The organism is Streptomyces sp. NPDC006335 (genome assembly GCF_040612795.1).
Lineage (GTDB): Bacteria > Actinomycetota > Actinomycetes > Streptomycetales > Streptomycetaceae > Streptomyces.
Window position 1 is genome coordinate 19,579 of the sequence record NZ_JBEXQX010000035.1, and the last position, 17,045, is coordinate 36,623.

The following is a 17,045-nucleotide window of genomic DNA, read 5'->3' on the forward strand; positions in this document are numbered from 1 at the left end:
CACCCGTGACCCTCCCCCTGATCCCGCCCATGCTCGCCACCCCCGGCACCCTGCCGCCCGCCTCGCAGGACGCGCGCTGGGCCTACGAGACCAAGCAGGACGGCCAGCGGGTGGTCGTCTACCTCGCCGGGAACGGCGAGATGGTGCTGCGCGCCCGGTCCGGGGAGGAGATCACCGGCGCCTATCCCGAACTGCGGTCACTGGGCACCGCGCTCGGCGCCACACCCGCGGTGCTCGACGGGGAGATCCTGGCGCTGGACGAACAGGGCCGCGCGGACTTCCAGTTGCTGCAACCGCGCATGCAGTTGGCCCACGCCCCCGGCAGAGCCGCACGCCGAGCGGCCGAAGCGCCCGTCCATCTCGTGCTGTTCGACCTGATGCACCTGGGGCGGCGTTCACTCCTCGCCCTCCCCTACGCGCGCCGCCGGGCGCGACTGGACGAACTGGGGCTCGCCGGGCCGCACTGGTCCACACCCGCCGCCCTGGTCGGCCACGGCGAACAGGCCCTGCGGGCGACCCGCGAGCACGGCCTGGAAGGCCTGGTCTGCAAGCGGCTCGACTCGGTGTACGAACCCGGAGTGCGCTCCCGCGCCTGGATCAAGATCCGCAACATGCTCAGCGAGGACGTCCTCGTGGGCGGCTGGCTGCCCGGCAAGGGCCGACTCACGGGTCTGCCGGGCGCGGTGCTCGTCGGCCAGCGGAGCGAAGGGCGGCTGCGATACGTCGGCAGCGTGGGCACCGGCTGGAGCGAGACCGAACGGACGGAGCTCGCCTCGCTGTTGGCCGCCGCGGCGACGGACATGTGCCCCTTCGATCCCGTGCCGCGCGTCCCGGGCGCGCGCTGGGTGCTGCCGCGGCTGGTCGGCGAGGTCCGCTACAGCACCCGCACCCGGGCGGGGCTGCTGCGTCAACCGTCCTGGCTGCGACTGCGACCGGACCTCGCGCCGGAGGACTCCTCGGCCGACCTCCCTGACACACACCTCCCTGACACACCGTCATGATCCGAGAATTGGGCGGCCCGTAACCGGAACGACGCCTTCGACCTCTTGGCGCGGACATGAAAAGCCGGGAAGCTGAACTCCCCAGTAACCCCACAGCCGTTGGGCTGCGCACGGACCACGAGGAGGACGCAGTGGCGTCACCGTCGTTCAAGAAGCACCGCACGAGATGGTTCACCGGCCTGGCCGGCGCCGCCGCGCTCGTGCTCGCCTTCCCCTCCGCCGCGTTCGCCGCCCCGCCCAAGGCGCTGCCCGCCAACGCCGAGAGCGCCGAGTTCACCTACCAGCCGGCCTTCGACTACGACACCGACGGCTGCTACCCGACGCCCGCCATCGGCCCCGACGGCACGATCAACGGGGGTCTGAAGCCGACGGGTTCGCTCAGCGGCGAATGCCATGACGCCTCGGACCTGGACAACACCAACACGTACTCGCGCTCCAAGTGCAACAACGGCTGGTGCGCCTATATGTACGGCCTGTACTTCGAGAAGGACCAGGCCGTCGCGAACAGCAGCATCGGCGGGCACCGGCACGACTGGGAGCACGTCGTGGTCTGGGTGCAGAACGGCACGGTGCAGTACGTGTCGACGTCCAACCACGGCTCGTTCACGGTCAGCGCGGCCTCCGGCGTCCGCTTCAGCGGTACGCACGCGAAGATCGTCTACCACAAGGACGGCATCAGCACGCACTGCTTCCGGCTGGCCAACTCCAATGACGAGCCGCCGGAGAACGCCAAGGGCACCTGGCAGTACCCGCCGCTGGTCGGCTGGAACGGCTACCCGTCGGGGCTGCGCGACAAGCTGAGCGCGTACGACTTCGGCAGCGCCAACTTCGGCCTCAAGGACGCCAACTTCGCCGCGCACCTGTCGTCCGCGAAGCCGTCGGGGATCTCCTTCGACCCCAACGCCTGATCCGGTGACACGATCGGGCGCGGGACCTAGGTCCCCCGCGCCCGCGGGTTCCGCCCCGCGCCCGATCCCGTCGCCCCGCCCCCCGCATAACGTCCTGTTCATGGACACGACCGATACGAGCGACACGAGCGGGTTCCTCGAAGAGGCCCTGGACCGCGTCCACGCGGCCGGCCCGGAGCGGGAGGGGTGGCTGAGCAACCACGCCCCCATGGTGGTCGAGACGCTCGCCGCGCACGGACAGGCCCGCTCGGTGCACCAGTGGCTGGATCTGTACCGGGACAAGCTGGAGGACTTCCCCGACCGCACCGCTCCCGTCACGGACGACAACTGGCTCTCGGCACTGGGTGATCCGCGCCGGATCGCGGACTGGACCGACCACTACTCCCGCGCGCTCGCCGAGCGCCCCTGGAAGGACGTCCTCGCCCAGTGGTGGCCGCGTCTGCTGCCGGGCATGTACGGCGGTGCCACGCACACCGTCATCCGGGTCGGCCACGCCGTCCGCGCCCTGGAGGATCAGGAGAACGCGCCCCGGCTCACCGAACTCGCGCACGCGCTCGGCTACTGGGCGGCACGGCACCAGCCGGTGACCGGGCTCGCGGAACTGCCGGGCGCGACGACCGCCGCGGACGCCCTGGACGCCGTACCCACCATCGAGCCGGGGCACGTGGGTTTCCGGGACCGCCTGGCCGCCGTGCACCGACTGCCCGTGTGGGCGCACGACGTGACCGACCCGGACACCGCGAAGGAGCGGCTCACCGAGCTCGTCCGCGCCGCGACCCACCGCTACGCCACCCACGGTCACGGCGAGCCGACCATGCTCGTGCACGCGGCCACCGCCCCCAACGCCGTGCTGCGGACCCTGGACTCCCTCCCCCGCGACCAGTGGGTGCCGAGCCTGCGCGCTGCCTGGACGGCGTCGGCGGCGGTCACGGCGATGTACGCGCCCGCGGCCCCGGTCGCCTACGTCCCGCCCGCGCGTCCGGCTCCCGAGGAGGTTCTGGAACGAGCCCTCGCCCACGGCGACGAACACGTCATCAAGCTCACCGACACGGCCCTGGACATCGGCGACGAGCAGGCCCTCGCGGCCGTCCTGCGCTCGATCGAGCTCAGCGAGCCGCTCGTCTGAACGCCCAGCACGGCGACTCCCCGCCCGACCGGGCCCGCCACCTCAGGCAGCGGGCCCGCACCGCCGCGGGGGTCAGGCACCGGCCACCAGCTCGTCGCCGAGTGGTGTCCGCCCGTACAGCACCCGGTGGCCCTGTCTGCGGGAGGCGAGCAGGCCCGCCTCGCGCAGGACCGACAGATGGGCGGAGACCGTCGAGGGGGCGAGGCCGTGCCGACGGGCCAGGTCGGTCGTCGAGGCCGGGTCCTCCAGCCCGGCCAGGACCGCGGCCCGCTGCCGCCCCAGCAGCCGCGCGAGCGCCTGGGACGGGCGCGGCACCCCGTCGTCGTGCAGGGCGCCCATGCCACGCGCGGGATAGATGACCGTCGGCTGCCAGGGCCGGGCGAAGCCGCTCACCACGTCCGGCCAGACGAACACGCTCGGCATGAGCAACACACCTCGCCCGTCGGCGAGTTGGGCGTCCCTCAAGTCGCCGCGGACAGGGAGGGTGAGGGTTCCGTCGGTCCAGTCGACCTCCGGGTGCAGACCGGGGAACAGCGCGTCGAGGCCGGCGTCCGCCACCTGCCGGGACCGGTGCGCGATGTCGGCCTCCAGCACGGCCCGATGGCGTGCCCAGTCCGGGGCGACCAGCGCCCGCCAGGCCTGCTCGGTGAGGTCGGCGAGACACCGCACGGCAGCGGCCGGGTCGTCGAGTGCGGCCCGGCCCCGCGGTGACTCGGCGAGCCCCGGGGTGCAGGCGAGCGAGCGGGCCATCTCGGTGCGGGCCAGCGCGGGGTCGGTGGCGCGTACGCGGGCCAGCTCGTCCTCGAAGCGGGGGTACGGCTCCTGGGGCGGCGGCCCCAGGAAGTCGGGGGTGTAGCCACCGGCCGGTGGGATGAACAGCCACAGCGGGGACAGGTCGAGCCCGGCCACCGCCGGCGCGGCACGGCGCAGCCACGCCCGGTGGTAGCCGTGCCGGGCGGACCGGCGCAGCATGCGCAGCACCTCGTGGGTCTGGCACAGCGGGGAGACCGCGAACCGGCACCGTCTGAGGTCGTCGTTCCCGAGTCGCAGGGTCAGCGGCAAGGCGGCCCCCGGGTGGCGGTCGGTGATTCGTCCTGGACCGAAAGAGTAGAGCCGTGCGCGTCGGCGCAGCACGCTGGCCGTCCCTTCTCCCCTCCCGCGGAAGGCAGTTGGATGGGCAGTGTTCGTCCCGCGCCGTGGCGCAGGGCCGCCGTCGTCGCGGCCCTGATGCTGGCGGCGTTCACCTTCAACACCACCGAGAACCTCCCGGTGGGTCTGCTGTCGCTGATGGCGGACGACCTGCGGGTCTCGCTCACCGCGGTGGGCGCGCTGGTCACCGGCTACGGCCTGACGGTGGCCGTCGGTTCGCTGCCGCTGGCGCACGTCACCCGTGCCGTGCCGCGCCGGTATCTGATGACCGGTCTGCTCACGGTGCTGGCGGCGGCCTGCTGGGTCTCCGCGCTCACTGCGGTGTCGTACGGTCTGCTGCTGGCGGCCCGGGTGGCGACCGCGCTGGCGCAGGCGCTGTTCTGGGCGGTGATGGGGCCGGTCGCGGTCGGCCTGTTCCCGCCCGAGCGGCGGGGCCGGATCATCGGGCTGCTGTCGGTCGGCGGTTCTCTGGCCACGGTGGCCGGGGTGCCGGCGGGTACCTGGCTGGGCGGTCACAGCGGCTGGCGGGTGCCGTTCGCGGTGCTCGGCGCGCTCGCCGTCGTATCCCTGATCACGGTGGCCGTCCTGCTGCCGACCTCGCGTCCGCGGGAGAGTCACGCGGCGTACGGGGCCGCCCCCGACCGGCGCCGGTTCGCGGTCGTGCTCGCCACCACCGCGCTCTCGGTGACGGGGGCGTTCACCGGGTTCACGTACGTCGTGGCCTTCCTGGACGAGGTGAGCGGGTTCGGCCGGGACGCGGTGAGCGCCGTGCTCATGGCGTTCGGGGCGGCGGGGCTGGCCGGGGTCACCGTGGCGGGACCTCTGCTGGACCGGTGGCCGCGTGCCACGCTGACCGTGCCGGTGGCGGGGCAGACCGTCGCCCTGCTCGGGCTCTGCGCGGCCGGGAGCAGCCAGGTGGCCACCGTCGTCCTGCTGATGCTGTTGGGCGCCTCGGTGGCACCGGCGTTCATGGCGACGCAGAGCCAGGTGCTACGGGTCGCCCCGGGACGCACCGAGACGGCTCTCGCGGCCAACTCGGCGGCGTTCAACGTGGGCGTCGCCGCCGGCGCCCTGCTCGGCGGGGTGCTGCTTCCCCTGATCGGGACACGCGGCGCCTTCCTGGCCGGCGGACTGCTCACGGCGGTGGCACTCGTCGTGCTGACGTGGCCGGAAACCGTCACCGCGCCGGCGGCGGTGGACGCGCCCGAGACCGGCAGCCGATGATGACCGGATGGATCTTCACGAGGAACTGCCCGCCGCCGTCGACGCCGAGGCCCTGCTCACCCTCGCCGACACCCATCACGCCCGTCCCGTCCGACCGTTGGGCGCCAGGGAGGCCGCCGGTCACCTGGTGAAGGTGTACGCGCTGGAGGCGCCCGGCCGTACGGTGTCCGCCCAGGACGCCGAGGCCGGGCTGCGGATCGCCGCCCGCCATCTCGAACTGGGCCCGCTGCGGGGCTCCCTGGGGCTCGCCGTCCTGGTCGTGCACGCGGGCGGTGACGGCGACTACGTCCTGGTCCAGAGCTGGATCGAGGGTGACATGGCCGACCTGGCGATCTTCGCCGGCCCGGTGGGCAAGCCCGACGCGCTGCGGCCCGGCCGGGCGGGACTCGCGCCCTGCGTGTGGGAGGCCGCCGTACTCGCGCACGAGCGGGAGGCGTACTCCCGGCACGTCCTGGACGGCACCGGGTCGCTCGCCGACCGTCTGGCGGCCTGGAGCGCGGACACCATCACGGGCGACGTCCGGTGAGCGAGGCTGCCCTGGTCCGGCACGCTGAGCGCGCCGACCTCCCCGCGGTCGCCGAACTCGCCGCCCGGCACGCCGAGTACGAGCGGGCCGCGCCACCCCCGGCCGACCTGCCCACCCGGCTGGCCGCGCTCCTCTTCGACACTCCCGCACCCCGCCTGCGCTGCCTGGTGGCCGAGCTCCCGGACGGCGAACTCGTCGGCTACGCCACCTGCGCGCCCGAACTCTCCACGTGGGAGGGCCGTGAGTACCTGCACATGGACTGCCTGTTCCTGCTCCCGGGGCACCGCGGTCTGGGGCTCGGCGCGCTGCTCATGGACGCGGTGACCGCCGAGGCCCGCGCAATGGGGCTCGACGAGGTGCAGTGGCAGACGCCGACCTGGAACGACGGGGCGATGAGGTTCTACGACCGGTTGGGCGCCCGCGCCAGGCAAAAGGTGCGCTACTCCCTACCCGTTGGCCCCTGAGCGTCAAACATGGAACCTCCGCAGGGTCTATCGTGTCCCGCATGTCCCTCCCGGAACTGATCCGCATCGTCTCCCGTGACTCGCCGATGGCGCTGGCCCAAGTGGAGCGTGTCAGAAGCGAGTTGACAGCCCTGTACCCCGGTGTGCGCACCGAGGTCGTGCCGGTGAAGACGACCGGCGACAAGTGGATGGGCGACCTGTCCCAGGTCGAGGGCAAGGGCGCGTTCACCAAGGAGGTCGACGCCGCGCTGCTGGCAGGCGAGGCCGATCTCGCGGTGCACTGCGTGAAGGACGTGCCCGCCGACCGGCCACTCCCGGCGGGCACCACGTTCGCGGCGTTCCTCAAGCGGGACGACATCCGTGATGCCCTGATCCACCCGGGCGGCCTCACCCTGGACGAGCTCCCGGAGGGCACCCGGATCGGCACCTCCTCGGTGCGGCGGGTGGCCCAGCTGGCCGCCACCCACCCGCACCTGGAGTGCGTGCCCTTCCGTGGCAACGCCAACCGGCGGCTGGCCAAGTTGGAAGCGGGCGAGGCGGACGCGCTGCTGCTCGCGGTCTCCGGTCTGGAACGCATCGGCCGCGAGGACGTGATCAGCGAGATCCTCTCCCCCGAGACGATGATGCCGCCGATCGGCGCGGGCATCCTCGCGCTCCAGTGCAGGGAGGGCGACACCGAGCTGATCGACGCGGTCAGCGCGCTGGGCGACCCGGACACGTTCCGGGAGGCGACCGCCGAGCGGATGTTCCTGCACGTCCTGCAGGGCCACTGCAACAGCCCGATCGCCGGGTACGCGCGCGTGGACCACGGCGGCGAACTGTCCCTGCGGGCCTGTGTGTTCACCGCCGACGGCAAGACGCGGCTGAACGCCCACGAGTGGGCGGGGCGACTCGATCCGGCCACGCTGGGCACCTCGGTCGCCGTGGCGCTGCTGCGTCAGGGGGCCCGCGAGATCATCGACGGCATCCCGCACTGAGGCCCGCGCGGGATCAGGCGGTGCCCTCTTCGGCCTGGTCCCGCAGGAAGTTGCTGATCTGGCAGGCCAGGCCCTCGCGGCCGGTGCCGACGTGCGCGGTGCCCTCGTCGAGTCCGATGCCGCCCGCCCACAGGCGGCGGTCGGCCCACTCGTCGTCGACGCGCAGCTGGATCTGCACGTCGATCTGGCCGAGGCTCGCCTCCGGTCCCGCCGCGAACAGCACGGCGGTGGCGCGGCGCAGCGGGTAGACGTCGAATCCCTCGATGAACTGCGAGTTGCGCCAGTCGATGAAGGCGCTCTCGCCGTCGGGGCCGATCCGCACGTCGATCTGACCGTCCTCGAGATGGACCGTCGGATGCCGGTCGCCACGGTTCTCGACGGTCACCCGGACGCTGAAATACGTGAGCCCTTCGGCGGCGTCGTCGCGTCCACGCGGCGGCTCGGCCGCCTCCAGACGGTGGACGCGGACACGCAGACCGGCATGCTCGTCGTACTCCTGCCAGTCCCCGACCACGTTGGGCTCGTACACAGTGCACCTCTTCGACCTCAGAGAGCTGCTTCCTATCTGTGTGCTCAATGCACTGTCAAATGAGCAGAATGCGCTGTGGCCAGGGAATTCACCCCCTTTGATCACTGATCAAGCCGTGCGCAGGAAGAATCCGCCGATCGGCCGGAAAAACCCTTACCCGGGCGTGCCGCACATCACGTTCCGCGCCCATGATCAACGGGCCAGCCGGCCGAGGAGCGAGGAGGCCGCGGTGATGCCGAATGCGGCGGCCACGGCCAGCACCCCGAAGTCGAGCGCGAGATGGGCGGGCGTGCCCAGGAGCAGCCCGCGCAGAGCGTCGACCTCGTAGCTGAGCGGGTTCACCTTGCTGACGGTCTGGAGCCAGCCCGGCATGACGGACAGCGGGTACAGGGCGTTGGAGCCGAAGAAGAGCGGCATGGTGATGGCCTGCCCGATGCCCATCAGCCGGTCCCTGCTGAGCACGATGCCGGCGATGGTCATCGACAGGCAGGAGAAGAACGCCGAGCCGAGGATCACGATCGCGCCGACGCCGAGGAGCTTGAGCGGGTTCCAGGTCAGGGACACCCCGAGCAGGGCGGCGATGACGATGACGACGACGGCCTGGATCAGCGACTTCACGCCGGCCGCGAAGGCCTTGCCGGTGGTCAGTGCCGAGCGTGGGGTGGGGGTGACCAGGAGTTTGTTGAGGATGCCCGCGTCCCGCTCCCAGATGATCTGGATGCCGTAGAAGATCGCGATGAACATCGCCGACTGGGCGATGATGCCGGGCGCCAGGTAGTCGATGTAGGGGATGCCCTCGGTGGGGATCGCCTTGATGCGGGTGAAGGTCTGGCCGAAGATCAGCAGCCACAGGGCGGGCTGGATGGCGCGGGTGTAGAGCTCGGTGCGGTCGTGGCTGAGCTTCTGGAGCTCGACGGCGCACATCGCCACGATCCGGGCGGGCAGCAGCCGCCAGCCCGCACGGGGCTCCGGCGGCTTCAGCAACAGATGGATGTCAGCCGACACGGTTCGCGGTGCGGCGGGTGCTTCGGACATCGCGGAAATCCCCTCCTTCGTCTTCGAGTCCGCTGCCGGCGACGTCACGGAAGACGTCCTCCAGGGTCGGCAGCGTGTCGGTGCCCCGTTCCTCGGCCAGTCCCCGCCTGAGTTCTTCGGGGGTGCCGAGGGCGCGGACGCGGCCGCGGTGCATGAGGCCGACCCGGTCGCAGTACTGGTCGGCCTCGTCCATGTAGTGGGTGGTCACGAGGACGGTCATGCCGGTCGCCTCGCGTACGGCGTTGATGTGCTCCCACACGCCGGTGCGGGCGATCGGGTCGAGGCCGATGGTCGGCTCGTCGAGGATCAGCAGCCGGGGCGCGCTGACCAGGGCCTGGGCGAGCTCCAGCCGACGGACCATGCCGCCGGAGTAGGTGCCGGCGAGGCGGTCGGCGGCGTCGGTGAGGTCGACGGCGGCCAGGGCCTGGGCGACGCGTTCGGCGCGTTCCGTGCGGGCCACGTCGAAGACCCGGGCGAACAGGGTGACGTTCTCCCGGCCGGTCAGGTTCGCGTCGGCGGACAACTGCTGCGGGACGTACCCGAGCAGACGTCGTACGGCCATCGGGTCGCCGGCGGTGTCGCGGCCGAAGACGTGGACCATGCCGGCCGGGACCGGCAGCAGGGTGGTGATGCAGCGGATGGCGGTGGTCTTGCCGGCGCCGTTGGGGCCGAGCAGTCCGAAGACCTCGCCCTCCTCGACGGTCAGGTCCAGCCCGTCCACGGCGTTGGTGTCACCGAAGGCGTAGACCAGCCCCGTGCAGGAAACAGCTTCGGATGTCATGCGTCCTCGGCCTCCTCGTGCAGATCGGCGGCGAGCGCGCGCAGGGCGGGCAGCGCCGCGCGCAGGGCTTCCTGGTCGGACGCGTCCAGCCGGGTGACGTGCCGGCTCACGAGCGCGACCCGCCGCTGCTTCCAGTCTCTGAGCCGCGCCTCGGCCTTGTCGGTGAGCAGCAGCCGGGCGGCGCGCCGGTCGGCGGGGTCGGTCTCGCGGACCAGGTGGCCCTCCTTGACCAACTGGTTGACCAGGGTCGAGACGGAGTTCCCCGCCAGGAAGAGCTCCTTGGCCGCGTCGGAGACCCGGATGCCGGGCCGTGACTCGACCAGGCGCAGCAGTTCGACCTCGGCGCCGCGCAGCCGTGGCACGGTCAGTCCGGCGCGCAGTCTGCGCCTGAGCAGTCGCTGGACGCCGACGAGCGCGTCGGCCAGCTCTTCGGGGAAGGTCTCTTCGTCCACACCCAGGAGATTACCTCTGAGTCAGAGGTAATCTCGCCCAAGCGCTGGTCAAGCACATATGTCACGATCTGCGTTTTTTGTTTTGTTTCACCCGGGAGCGGGAATCAGTCAGACAGTGCTTCGGACAGGAGGCACGTCCGTGGGAGCCCCGACGAGCGGGCCCCGGATGTCTTCTCAGTCTCTCCAGGGTCCGAGTGCGCGCCTCCCACGTGTCTGTCCATCCAGCACCCGCTGAGGGAGGTGCGCGGCATGTCCGTCGCCACCAGAACGAAGCCGCATCCCCACGACGACGCCCCCGACACCAACGCGGCGTTCGAGCGCCTGGCACAGCTGCCCGAGGGGCCGCAGCGCAAGGCCCTGCGGGACGAGCTCGTGGAACTGTGGCTGCCCATGGCCGAGCGGATCGCCGTCCGCTTCCGGGGTCGCGGGGAGTCCCTCGAAGACCTCTACCAGGTGGCCGCCCTCGGGCTCGTCAAGGCCGTCGACCACTACGACCCGGCACGCGGCAGCGCCTTCGAGGCGTACGCGGTGCCGACCGTGACCGGCGAGATCAAGCGGCACTTCCGCGACCACATGTGGACGCTGCACGTGCCGCGCCGGGTGCAGGACCTGCGCAACCGGGTCCGGCAGGCCGCGAAGGAGCTGGCGCAGACCCCCGGCCGGGCGCCCACCGTCGCCGAGATCGCCGAGCGGGCGCACCTGACCGAGGACGAGGTGCGCACCGGTGCGGAGGCGCTGGAGTGCTTCTCGGCGCTGTCGCTGGAGGCGGAGATGCCCGGCACCGACGGGTACGCCCTGGGCGACGCCCTCGGCGGCCCCGACCCCGGCTACGACGTGGTCGTCGACCGGGTGGCCGTCGGCCCCCGGCTCAAGGCCCTGCCTGAGCGCGAGCGGACCATCCTGTACCTGCGCTTCTTCCGGGGCATGACCCAGAGCTGCATAGCCGAGGAGCTCGGTATCTCGCAGATGCACGTGTCCCGGCTGCTCAGCACGTGCTTCGCGCACCTTCGCGAGGAGGTCCTGGCCGACGACGGCTGAGCCCCTGGGTCACTGGGGCGGGATTGGATCACTCGGGCGACGAACCCGGGATCTGCGTCGGACCGTACCGGTCCAGAGCCTCCTCCAGCTCCACGCGGATCTCCCTGGGGATCTCGCCGGACCGTCCCCAGATGAGGATGAGTTCCGCGACGTTGCGCAGCTTGATGTTGGTGTGCTGGGAGACGTCCTTCAGTACCTCCCAGCCCTCGTCCGGGGTGATCCTGCCGAGCGCGACGACCATGCCGATGGCCTGGTCCACGACCGCGTGGGAGGCGACCGCTTCCTTGAGCTGGCCGATCTCCTCCTGGAGGGCGAAGATCCGGTCCGACTCGTCGGCGGGTTCGTTCGGTACGACTGGCACGCCTCCATCCTGTCACTCGGAGGGGTCCGCGCCACCGGGCGGAGGCGAACGGGCCACCGTTTCGGCGGCGCCCCCGGGGTACTCGGCAGGCGCCCGGGGCGGTTCCGGACGGACACTGGTGGAAGACCGCCCGGTGGCCGCCGGCCGACGAGAGCAGGACGCGACTGCCATGAACCACGATCCGAGACATCCCACCGCGACCGCGGACGTCGTCTCCACCCACCATGTCTTCGGCGCCCCCTGCTGGGTGAGCCTGACCAGCCGCGACCAGCAGACCACGGAGGACTTCTACGGGGCCGTCCTCGGATGGGAGTGGAAGCCCGCGAAGCTCGGCGAGCGCTTCCGGGTCGCGCTGGCGAACGGCACGCCGGTCGCCGGGATCGCGGCGGTGGCGTCGATGTGGCAGATGGCGGTGGCCTGGACGCCGTACTTCGCGGTGCCCAGCGCGGACGAGGCGGCGGCCCGCGTACAGGAACGCGGCGGCACGCTGGCGGTCGGCCCGCTGTCCTTCCCGCCCGGCCGGGCGGCGCTGCTCTCCGACCGCGACGGAGCGACCTTCGGTGTCTGGGAGGGCGACCTCATCGCCAACTGGGAGGGGTGGCGGCGGGCCCAGCCCGCCTTCGTCCGGCTCCACACCCGCGACGCGTTCGACGCCGCCATCTTCTACGGCGAGGTCCTCGACTGGGCGACGGAGCGCCCCGACTGCTGCGAGGTCCGTTACGAAGGTGACGAGGTGGTGCTGCGCAGCGGGGGCGACGTGGTGGCGCGCATCGAGTCGGGGGCGCTGGGCTCGGCCCCCGATCCCGCGATCCGGCCGCACTGGCAGGTCCACTTCGCGGTCGCGGACGTGGCGGCCTGTGCCAAGGCGGCGGAGGTCCACGGCGGCAGCGTGCTCTCGCACGACACCGACGAGGCCGTGCTGCGCGACCCCGACGGCGCCCAGTTCACGGTGACCTCACGCCGCGCGCGCTGAGGACGAGGGGCCGCCGCCGAGCCAACGGCCCCGCTGCGCCCCGAGCGCTCACAGCGAGGCCCCCGCACGACTGGCCCACGGCGCCGCCGCGCCACACCCACTGAGGACACAGGCCCGCCGAGCAAACAGCCCGCTGCACCCCCGGCGCCCAAAGCCAGGCCCCCGGACGACGCTCCTCGCCCGCCGCGCGCCGGGGCCCGCTTGCCGTGCCGCCTCGATGACACGCGACGTCCAGGGGCCGCGCGCCGCAGACGCTCAGGACGACAGCCCGGACCGCTGCTCTTCGCACGACCGCGCGCGACGGGCTCGACGACGGCTCCAGGGCGCGCGCCTGCTCCCGTTGGGCCTCAACGCACCAGACAAGACACAGGGCCCCGGCGCCACGGGCGCACAAGCGAGGCCCCTCACCCTCGTCCTTCACCCGCCCGCGCGCGACGGCCCTCACCCTCCGCACCACCACGACGGACGCGCGTCTGCTCCCGTTGCGTCCCGACGACCGCCCGACACAGGGCCCCCGCGTCGCGCAAGCGCAAGACGAGGGCCCCGGAAAACGGGCTCAACCCTTCACGCGCCCGCGCGTGACGGTCTCGACAGGAGCACCAGGCTTCGCGCCTCGACCGTCATCGCCGTGCCGGCCTTGTGTTCCGCCTCGTCGGCACCCTGGGGCTCGGCCGTGTCGAGCACGGTCGTCCAGCGTTCGCCGTAGGCCGGGTCCGGGAGGCGGAAGTCGACGGGCTCCCAGTGGCCGTTCAGAAGGAGCAGGAACGAGTCGTCGACGACCCGGTTGCCACGGGCGTCCGGTTCTGCGATGGCGTCGCCGTTGAGGAAGACACCGACGGCGTGCGCGTCGGAGCGCTGCCAGTCCTCCTCGGCCATCTCGCGGGCGTCCGGCAGCAGCCAGACCAGGTCGGGCAGCGGCTGCCCGGCGTGCGTCACGGTCTCGCCCCGGAAGAACCGGCGCCTGCGCAGGACGGGATGTGCCGCGCGCAGACCGATCACGTACCGCGTGAAGTCGGCGAGTTCGCGCTGCTCCTCGGTCAGCTCCCAGTCGATCCAGGAGATCTCGTTGTCCTGGCAGTAGGCGTTGTTGTTGCCCCGCTGCGTGCGGCCGAGTTCGTCGCCGTGGCAGAGCATCGGAATGCCCTGCGAGAGCAGCAGGGTGGCGAGGAAGTTGCGCTGCTGGCGAGCCCGCAGCTCCAGGATCGCCGGGTCGTCGGTCTCCCCCTCGGCCCCGCAGTTCCAGGACCGGTTGGTGCTCTCGCCGTCCTGACCGTCCTCGCCGTTGGCCTCGTTGTGCTTGTCGTTGTACGAGACGAGGTCGCGCAGGGTGAAACCGTCGTGCGCGGTCACGAAGTTGACGCTGGCACGCGGTCGCCGCCGGCTGTGCTGGTACAGGTCGGAGGAGCCGGTCAACCGGGAGGCGAACTCCCCGAGCGTGTGGGGCTCGCCCCGCCAGAAGTCCCGTACGGCGTCCCGGTACTTGCCGTTCCACTCCGACCACAGCGGGGGGAAGTTGCCGACCTGGTAGCCGCCCTCCCCCACGTCCCACGGCTCGGCGATCAGCTTGACGCGGCTGATGACCGGGTCCTGCTGGATCAGGTCGAAGAACGCGGAGAGCCGGTCCACCTCGTGGAACTGCCGGGCCAGGGTGGCCGCGAGGTCGAAGCGGAAGCCGTCGACGTGCATCTCGGTGACCCAGTACCTGAGCGAGTCCATGATCAGCTGGAGCACGTAGGGGTGCCGCATCAGCAGGCTGTTCCCGGTGCCGGTGGTGTCGTAGTAGTGCTCCCAGTCGCCGTCCACCAGCCGGTAGTACGAGGCGTTGTCGATGCCCCGGAAGGAGAGCGTGGGCCCCTTCTCGTTGCCCTCGGCGGTGTGGTTGTAGACGACGTCGAGGATGACCTCCAGGCCAGCCGCGTGCAGCGCCTTCACCATCGCCTTGAACTCGGTGACCTGCTGGCCGCGGGTGCCGTGGGCGGCGTAGGCGTTGTGGGGCGCGAAGAAGCCGATCGTGTTGTAGCCCCAGTAGTTGGCCAGGCCCCGGTCCTGGAGCACCCCGTCCTGCACGAACTGGTGCACCGGCATCAGCTCGACGGCGGTCACGCCGAGCGAGGTCAGGTGGTCGATCACCGCGGGGTGCGCAAGACCGGCGTAGGTGCCGCGCAGTTCCGGCGGGACGTCCGGGTGGGTGCGGGAGAGCCCGCGGACGTGGGCCTCGTAGATCACGCTGTCGGCGTAGGGCCGCCGGGGCGGCCGGTCGTCGCCCCAGTCGAAGGCCGGGTCGGTGACCACGCCGAGCATGGTGTGCCCGGCGCTGTCGGCCTCGGGGGTGTGCAGCGAGGGGTGGCTGTCCACCTGCCCGTCCACCGCCTTGGCGTACGGGTCGAGGAGCAGCTTCGACGGATCGCACCGGTGGCCGAACGAGGGCTGCCAGGGTCCGTGGACCCGATAGCCGTAACGCTGGCCCGGTCCGACGCCCGGCACGAAGCCGTGCCACACGAAGCCGTCGACCTCGGTCAGCGGGACGCCGGTGTGGGCGCCCCGCTCGTCGACCAGCACGAGTTCGACACGTTCGGCGACCTCGCTGAACAGGGCGAAGTTGGTGCCTTCTCCGTCGAACGAGGCGCCCAGCGGGTAGGGGTGCCCGCTCCAGGCCGGCACCCGCTTCCCGTTCTTGTCCGGTTTCTTCCTGGACGACGGCATGCTCAGCACCCGCCGTCGACGGCGGCGGCCAGGGCCGCGACGGGCATCTCGCGCGGCACCTGGAGCACCTCCCGCAGGCTCGGGGCGGGGGCCGTCGGCACGAGCGGGACGCGCTCGCCGGCGCGGGCCCGCTGCGAGAACCAGATGACCTTGCTGCCGGTGTCGGTGGCGCAGCAGCCCCAGCCGTCGCTCATGGCGGCGATCCGCTCGAGGCAGGCGCGCAGATCCAGGTCCGGGCGCAGGTCGCAGTCGTTCTCGGCGACGGCGGTGATGAGGTGCTGGCCGTTCCACCACAGCTCGATGGAGGTGTTCTTGTCCGTCGCGTGCTCGTCGATGGCCTTGAGCAGCAGTTCGGCACCGCGGCAGACGGGCTCGACCAGGGTCTCCAGGTCCCAGAGCCGTAGGTGGGCGGCCAGGATGCGCCTGACCTGCCCGACCCGTTCCGGGCTGACCTCCACGTCGAGGTGGTAGTAGCAGGGCACTGCGGTCTTCATCGTCGCTCGCTCCTCACTCACCGGCGAAGCTCCCGCTCCTCCCGGCCCCCGCGGGGCCGGGCCCCGAAACACGGAGCGTGAGCGCTGATCGCTTCAGAGTCACTCCAGAGTGGGAGCAGTACGCCATTCGTGCAACACGAGCGACCACTGAGGTAGTTGAAGAGCCAACAAGACGTTGGGTCATAGCGCGTGCACCATGAGTGAAGATCTCTTGAATCCCGGATCTTCTTGAGCCCTGGATCTTCCCGAGCCCGGACCCTTCCGCGCCCTGGATCTTCCCGAGTCCGAAAGGTGAACGGCGCCATGCTGCTACCGGCCAAAGCCGAAGTCGCCCGGCAACTGCGGCGCTATCGCGCCTGGGAGCGCGTCATGCTCGCCTCCCCCGCCGACCGCGACGTCCGGGCCACCTTCGAGGACTCGGGCTACACGCTGTGCGTGCTGATGGGCAAGCGCTGCGCGCGTGAGGCGGCCGAGGCCGCCGAGCGCTATCTGAGCAGCAGCGTGGTGGCCTACCTCCAGGAGCAGAGCGACCTCCCCCGGGCGGGTGCCGTCGCGCGACGTGGTCCGCCGAGGTCGGCGGAGGTTTCCCCCGCGGGGAGGTAGCACCCTTCCGGCGCAGCTTCGACCCCCGGCCGGGCGCAGTCAGCGCCCGGCCTCGAGCACGGCGGAGGCGAGCACATGAGTTCCACCCCGGTCATCGGCCGCATCCCGGTACGGGACGTCCGCCCTGCCGTCGATCACGGCAGGCGCCCGGCGAAGGCGGTCGTGGGAGAGACGTTCGAGGTCACCGCGACGGTGTTCCGCGAGGGCCATGACGCGGTCGCCGCGAATGTCGTCCTGACCGACCCGGAGGGGCGGCACGGCCCGTGGACGCCGATGCGGGAGCTGTCCCCCGGCAGCGATCGCTGGGGTGCGGAGGTCACCCCGGACGTCGAGGGCCGTTGGACGTACCGCGTCGAGGCCTGGAGCGATCCGGTCGGCACCTGGCGTCGCGTCGCCCGCATAAAGGTGCCCGCCGGTCTCGACACCGGGCTGGTCCTGGAGGAGGGCGCCGAGCTCTACACGCGTGCGGCGGCGGGCGTCCCGGAGGGACCGCAGCACGCGGTGCTCCTGGCCGCGGCGAAGACGCTCGCGGACGACTCCCTGCCGGTCGCCACCCGTCTGGCGGCAGCACTGACTCCGGATGTGGACGCGGTGCTCGCCCGCCATCCGCTGCGGGAGTTGATCACGGCGTCGGAGTCGTTGCCGCTGCTGGTGGAGCGGGAGCGGGCGCTGTTCGGCTCGTGGTACGAGTTCTTCCCGCG

General features: G+C 71.8%; 19 protein-coding genes. 11 read left to right on the forward strand and 8 right to left on the reverse strand.

Features of this window, described 5'->3' with window-relative positions:
• The first annotated feature begins 5 nt into the window (after positions 1-5).
• From ABZ098_RS44150 to ABZ098_RS44160, 3 genes are all read left to right on the forward strand, one after another.
• On the forward strand, positions 6-1,001 hold the full coding sequence (locus tag ABZ098_RS44150; protein ID WP_356600608.1) for an ATP-dependent DNA ligase: 996 nt from the start codon (positions 6-8) through the stop codon (positions 999-1,001).
• A 131-nt stretch (positions 1,002-1,132) separates the two neighbouring features.
• On the forward strand, positions 1,133-1,909 hold the full coding sequence (locus ABZ098_RS44155; RefSeq protein ID WP_356600610.1) for an NPP1 family protein: 777 nt from the start codon (positions 1,133-1,135) through the stop codon (positions 1,907-1,909).
• 100 nt (positions 1,910-2,009) lie between these two features.
• Entirely contained in the window at positions 2,010-3,035 is a 1,026-nt protein-coding gene (locus ABZ098_RS44160) for a questin oxidase family protein (protein ID WP_356600612.1), read from the forward strand.
• Positions 3,036-3,107: 72 nt separating this feature from the next.
• On the opposite strand, the gene ABZ098_RS44165 is transcribed toward ABZ098_RS44160, so the two are convergent.
• Positions 3,108-4,097 carry a DUF5937 family protein gene (locus ABZ098_RS44165; RefSeq protein WP_356600614.1) on the reverse strand — a complete coding sequence of 330 codons (990 nt, stop codon included), beginning with the start codon at positions 4,095-4,097 and terminating at the stop codon, positions 3,108-3,110.
• 111 nt (positions 4,098-4,208) lie between these two features.
• Between ABZ098_RS44165 and ABZ098_RS44170 the strand changes: the two genes are divergently transcribed.
• From ABZ098_RS44170 to hemC, 4 genes are read left to right on the forward strand one after another with little or no spacing between them, the layout of a single operon-like run.
• Positions 4,209-5,408 (forward strand): MFS transporter, encoded by a 1,200-nt coding sequence (locus ABZ098_RS44170; RefSeq protein WP_356600616.1) that lies wholly within the window; start codon positions 4,209-4,211, stop codon positions 5,406-5,408.
• A 7-nt stretch (positions 5,409-5,415) separates the two neighbouring features.
• On the forward strand, positions 5,416-5,934 hold the full coding sequence (locus ABZ098_RS44175; protein ID WP_356600618.1) for a hypothetical protein: 519 nt from the start codon (positions 5,416-5,418) through the stop codon (positions 5,932-5,934).
• Positions 5,931-6,398, forward strand: coding sequence for a GNAT family N-acetyltransferase (locus ABZ098_RS44180; protein ID WP_356600620.1), 468 nt, complete (start codon positions 5,931-5,933; stop codon positions 6,396-6,398). Before ABZ098_RS44175 ends, ABZ098_RS44180 begins: the two co-directional genes overlap by 4 nt.
• Positions 6,399-6,439: 41 nt before the next feature.
• A complete protein-coding gene (gene hemC / locus ABZ098_RS44185) occupies positions 6,440-7,375 on the forward strand; it encodes a hydroxymethylbilane synthase (RefSeq protein ID WP_356600622.1) in 936 nt (311 codons plus the stop codon).
• 13 nt (positions 7,376-7,388) lie between these two features.
• On the opposite strand, the gene ABZ098_RS44190 is transcribed toward hemC, so the two are convergent.
• From ABZ098_RS44190 to ABZ098_RS44205, 4 genes are all read right to left on the reverse strand, one after another.
• Positions 7,389-7,904: a hypothetical protein gene (locus ABZ098_RS44190; protein WP_356600624.1), complete on the reverse strand. Its 516-nt coding sequence runs from the start codon at positions 7,902-7,904 to the stop codon at positions 7,389-7,391.
• 192 nt (positions 7,905-8,096) lie between these two features.
• Entirely contained in the window at positions 8,097-8,939 is an 843-nt protein-coding gene (locus ABZ098_RS44195; protein ID WP_356600626.1) for an ABC transporter permease, read from the reverse strand.
• On the reverse strand, positions 8,899-9,720 hold the full coding sequence (locus ABZ098_RS44200) for an ATP-binding cassette domain-containing protein (RefSeq protein WP_356600628.1): 822 nt from the start codon (positions 9,718-9,720) through the stop codon (positions 8,899-8,901). The genes ABZ098_RS44195 and ABZ098_RS44200 overlap by 41 nt, the downstream gene beginning before the upstream one ends.
• Positions 9,717-10,172, reverse strand: coding sequence for a MarR family transcriptional regulator (locus ABZ098_RS44205; protein WP_356600630.1), 456 nt, complete (start codon positions 10,170-10,172; stop codon positions 9,717-9,719). Before ABZ098_RS44205 ends, ABZ098_RS44200 begins: the two co-directional genes overlap by 4 nt.
• A 249-nt stretch (positions 10,173-10,421) precedes the next feature.
• Between ABZ098_RS44205 and ABZ098_RS44210 the strand changes: the two genes are divergently transcribed.
• Positions 10,422-11,210, forward strand: coding sequence for an RNA polymerase sigma factor SigF (locus tag ABZ098_RS44210; protein ID WP_356600632.1), 789 nt, complete (start codon positions 10,422-10,424; stop codon positions 11,208-11,210).
• Positions 11,211-11,238: 28 nt separating this feature from the next.
• On the opposite strand, the gene ABZ098_RS44215 is transcribed toward ABZ098_RS44210, so the two are convergent.
• On the reverse strand, positions 11,239-11,571 hold the full coding sequence (locus tag ABZ098_RS44215; RefSeq protein ID WP_356600634.1) for an ANTAR domain-containing protein: 333 nt from the start codon (positions 11,569-11,571) through the stop codon (positions 11,239-11,241).
• Positions 11,572-11,740: 169 nt separating this feature from the next.
• Here ABZ098_RS44215 and ABZ098_RS44220 point away from each other — a divergent pair, with 169 nt between their 5' ends.
• Complete coding sequence (locus ABZ098_RS44220; RefSeq protein ID WP_356600636.1) at positions 11,741-12,544, forward strand: VOC family protein; 804 nt, start codon at positions 11,741-11,743, stop codon at positions 12,542-12,544.
• A 564-nt stretch (positions 12,545-13,108) separates the two neighbouring features.
• Here the strand turns inward: ABZ098_RS44220 and glgX are convergent.
• Positions 13,109-15,247 carry a glycogen debranching protein GlgX gene (gene glgX, locus ABZ098_RS44225; protein WP_356600638.1) on the reverse strand — a complete coding sequence of 713 codons (2,139 nt, stop codon included), beginning with the start codon at positions 15,245-15,247 and terminating at the stop codon, positions 13,109-13,111.
• A 2-nt stretch (positions 15,248-15,249) separates the two neighbouring features.
• Entirely contained in the window at positions 15,250-15,741 is a 492-nt protein-coding gene (locus ABZ098_RS44230; protein ID WP_356600640.1) for a pep a2, read from the reverse strand.
• A 303-nt stretch (positions 15,742-16,044) separates the two neighbouring features.
• Here ABZ098_RS44230 and ABZ098_RS44235 point away from each other — a divergent pair, with 303 nt between their 5' ends.
• Both ABZ098_RS44235 and ABZ098_RS44240 read left to right on the forward strand, forming a co-directional pair.
• On the forward strand, positions 16,045-16,344 hold the full coding sequence (locus ABZ098_RS44235; protein ID WP_356600642.1) for a DUF5133 domain-containing protein: 300 nt from the start codon (positions 16,045-16,047) through the stop codon (positions 16,342-16,344).
• 75 nt (positions 16,345-16,419) lie between these two features.
• Positions 16,420-17,045, forward strand: a 626-nt coding sequence (locus tag ABZ098_RS44240; RefSeq protein WP_356600644.1) for a maltotransferase domain-containing protein, incomplete at its 3' end; no start/stop codon positions are given.

What these genes read in the sequence shown, in the direction of transcription:
- ABZ098_RS44235 (WP_356600642.1), top strand. Translation starts at nt 16,045, where the DNA reads ATGCTGCTACCGGCCAAAGCCGAAGTCGCCCGGCAACTGCGGCGCTAT.
- hemC (WP_356600622.1), top strand. Translation starts at nt 6,440, where the DNA reads ATGTCCCTCCCGGAACTGATCCGCATCGTCTCCCGTGACTCGCCGATG.
- ABZ098_RS44210 (WP_356600632.1), top strand. Translation starts at nt 10,422, where the DNA reads ATGTCCGTCGCCACCAGAACGAAGCCGCATCCCCACGACGACGCCCCC.
- ABZ098_RS44170 (WP_356600616.1), top strand. Translation starts at nt 4,209, where the DNA reads ATGGGCAGTGTTCGTCCCGCGCCGTGGCGCAGGGCCGCCGTCGTCGCG.
- ABZ098_RS44230 (WP_356600640.1), bottom strand. Translation starts at nt 15,741, where the DNA reads ATGAAGACCGCAGTGCCCTGCTACTACCACCTCGACGTGGAGGTCAGC.
- ABZ098_RS44175 (WP_356600618.1), top strand. Translation starts at nt 5,416, where the DNA reads ATGGATCTTCACGAGGAACTGCCCGCCGCCGTCGACGCCGAGGCCCTG.
- ABZ098_RS44195 (WP_356600626.1), bottom strand. Translation starts at nt 8,939, where the DNA reads ATGTCCGAAGCACCCGCCGCACCGCGAACCGTGTCGGCTGACATCCAT.
- ABZ098_RS44220 (WP_356600636.1), top strand. Translation starts at nt 11,741, where the DNA reads ATGAACCACGATCCGAGACATCCCACCGCGACCGCGGACGTCGTCTCC.
- ABZ098_RS44160 (WP_356600612.1), top strand. Translation starts at nt 2,010, where the DNA reads ATGGACACGACCGATACGAGCGACACGAGCGGGTTCCTCGAAGAGGCC.
- glgX (WP_356600638.1), bottom strand. Translation starts at nt 15,247, where the DNA reads ATGCCGTCGTCCAGGAAGAAACCGGACAAGAACGGGAAGCGGGTGCCG.
- ABZ098_RS44200 (WP_356600628.1), bottom strand. Translation starts at nt 9,720, where the DNA reads ATGACATCCGAAGCTGTTTCCTGCACGGGGCTGGTCTACGCCTTCGGT.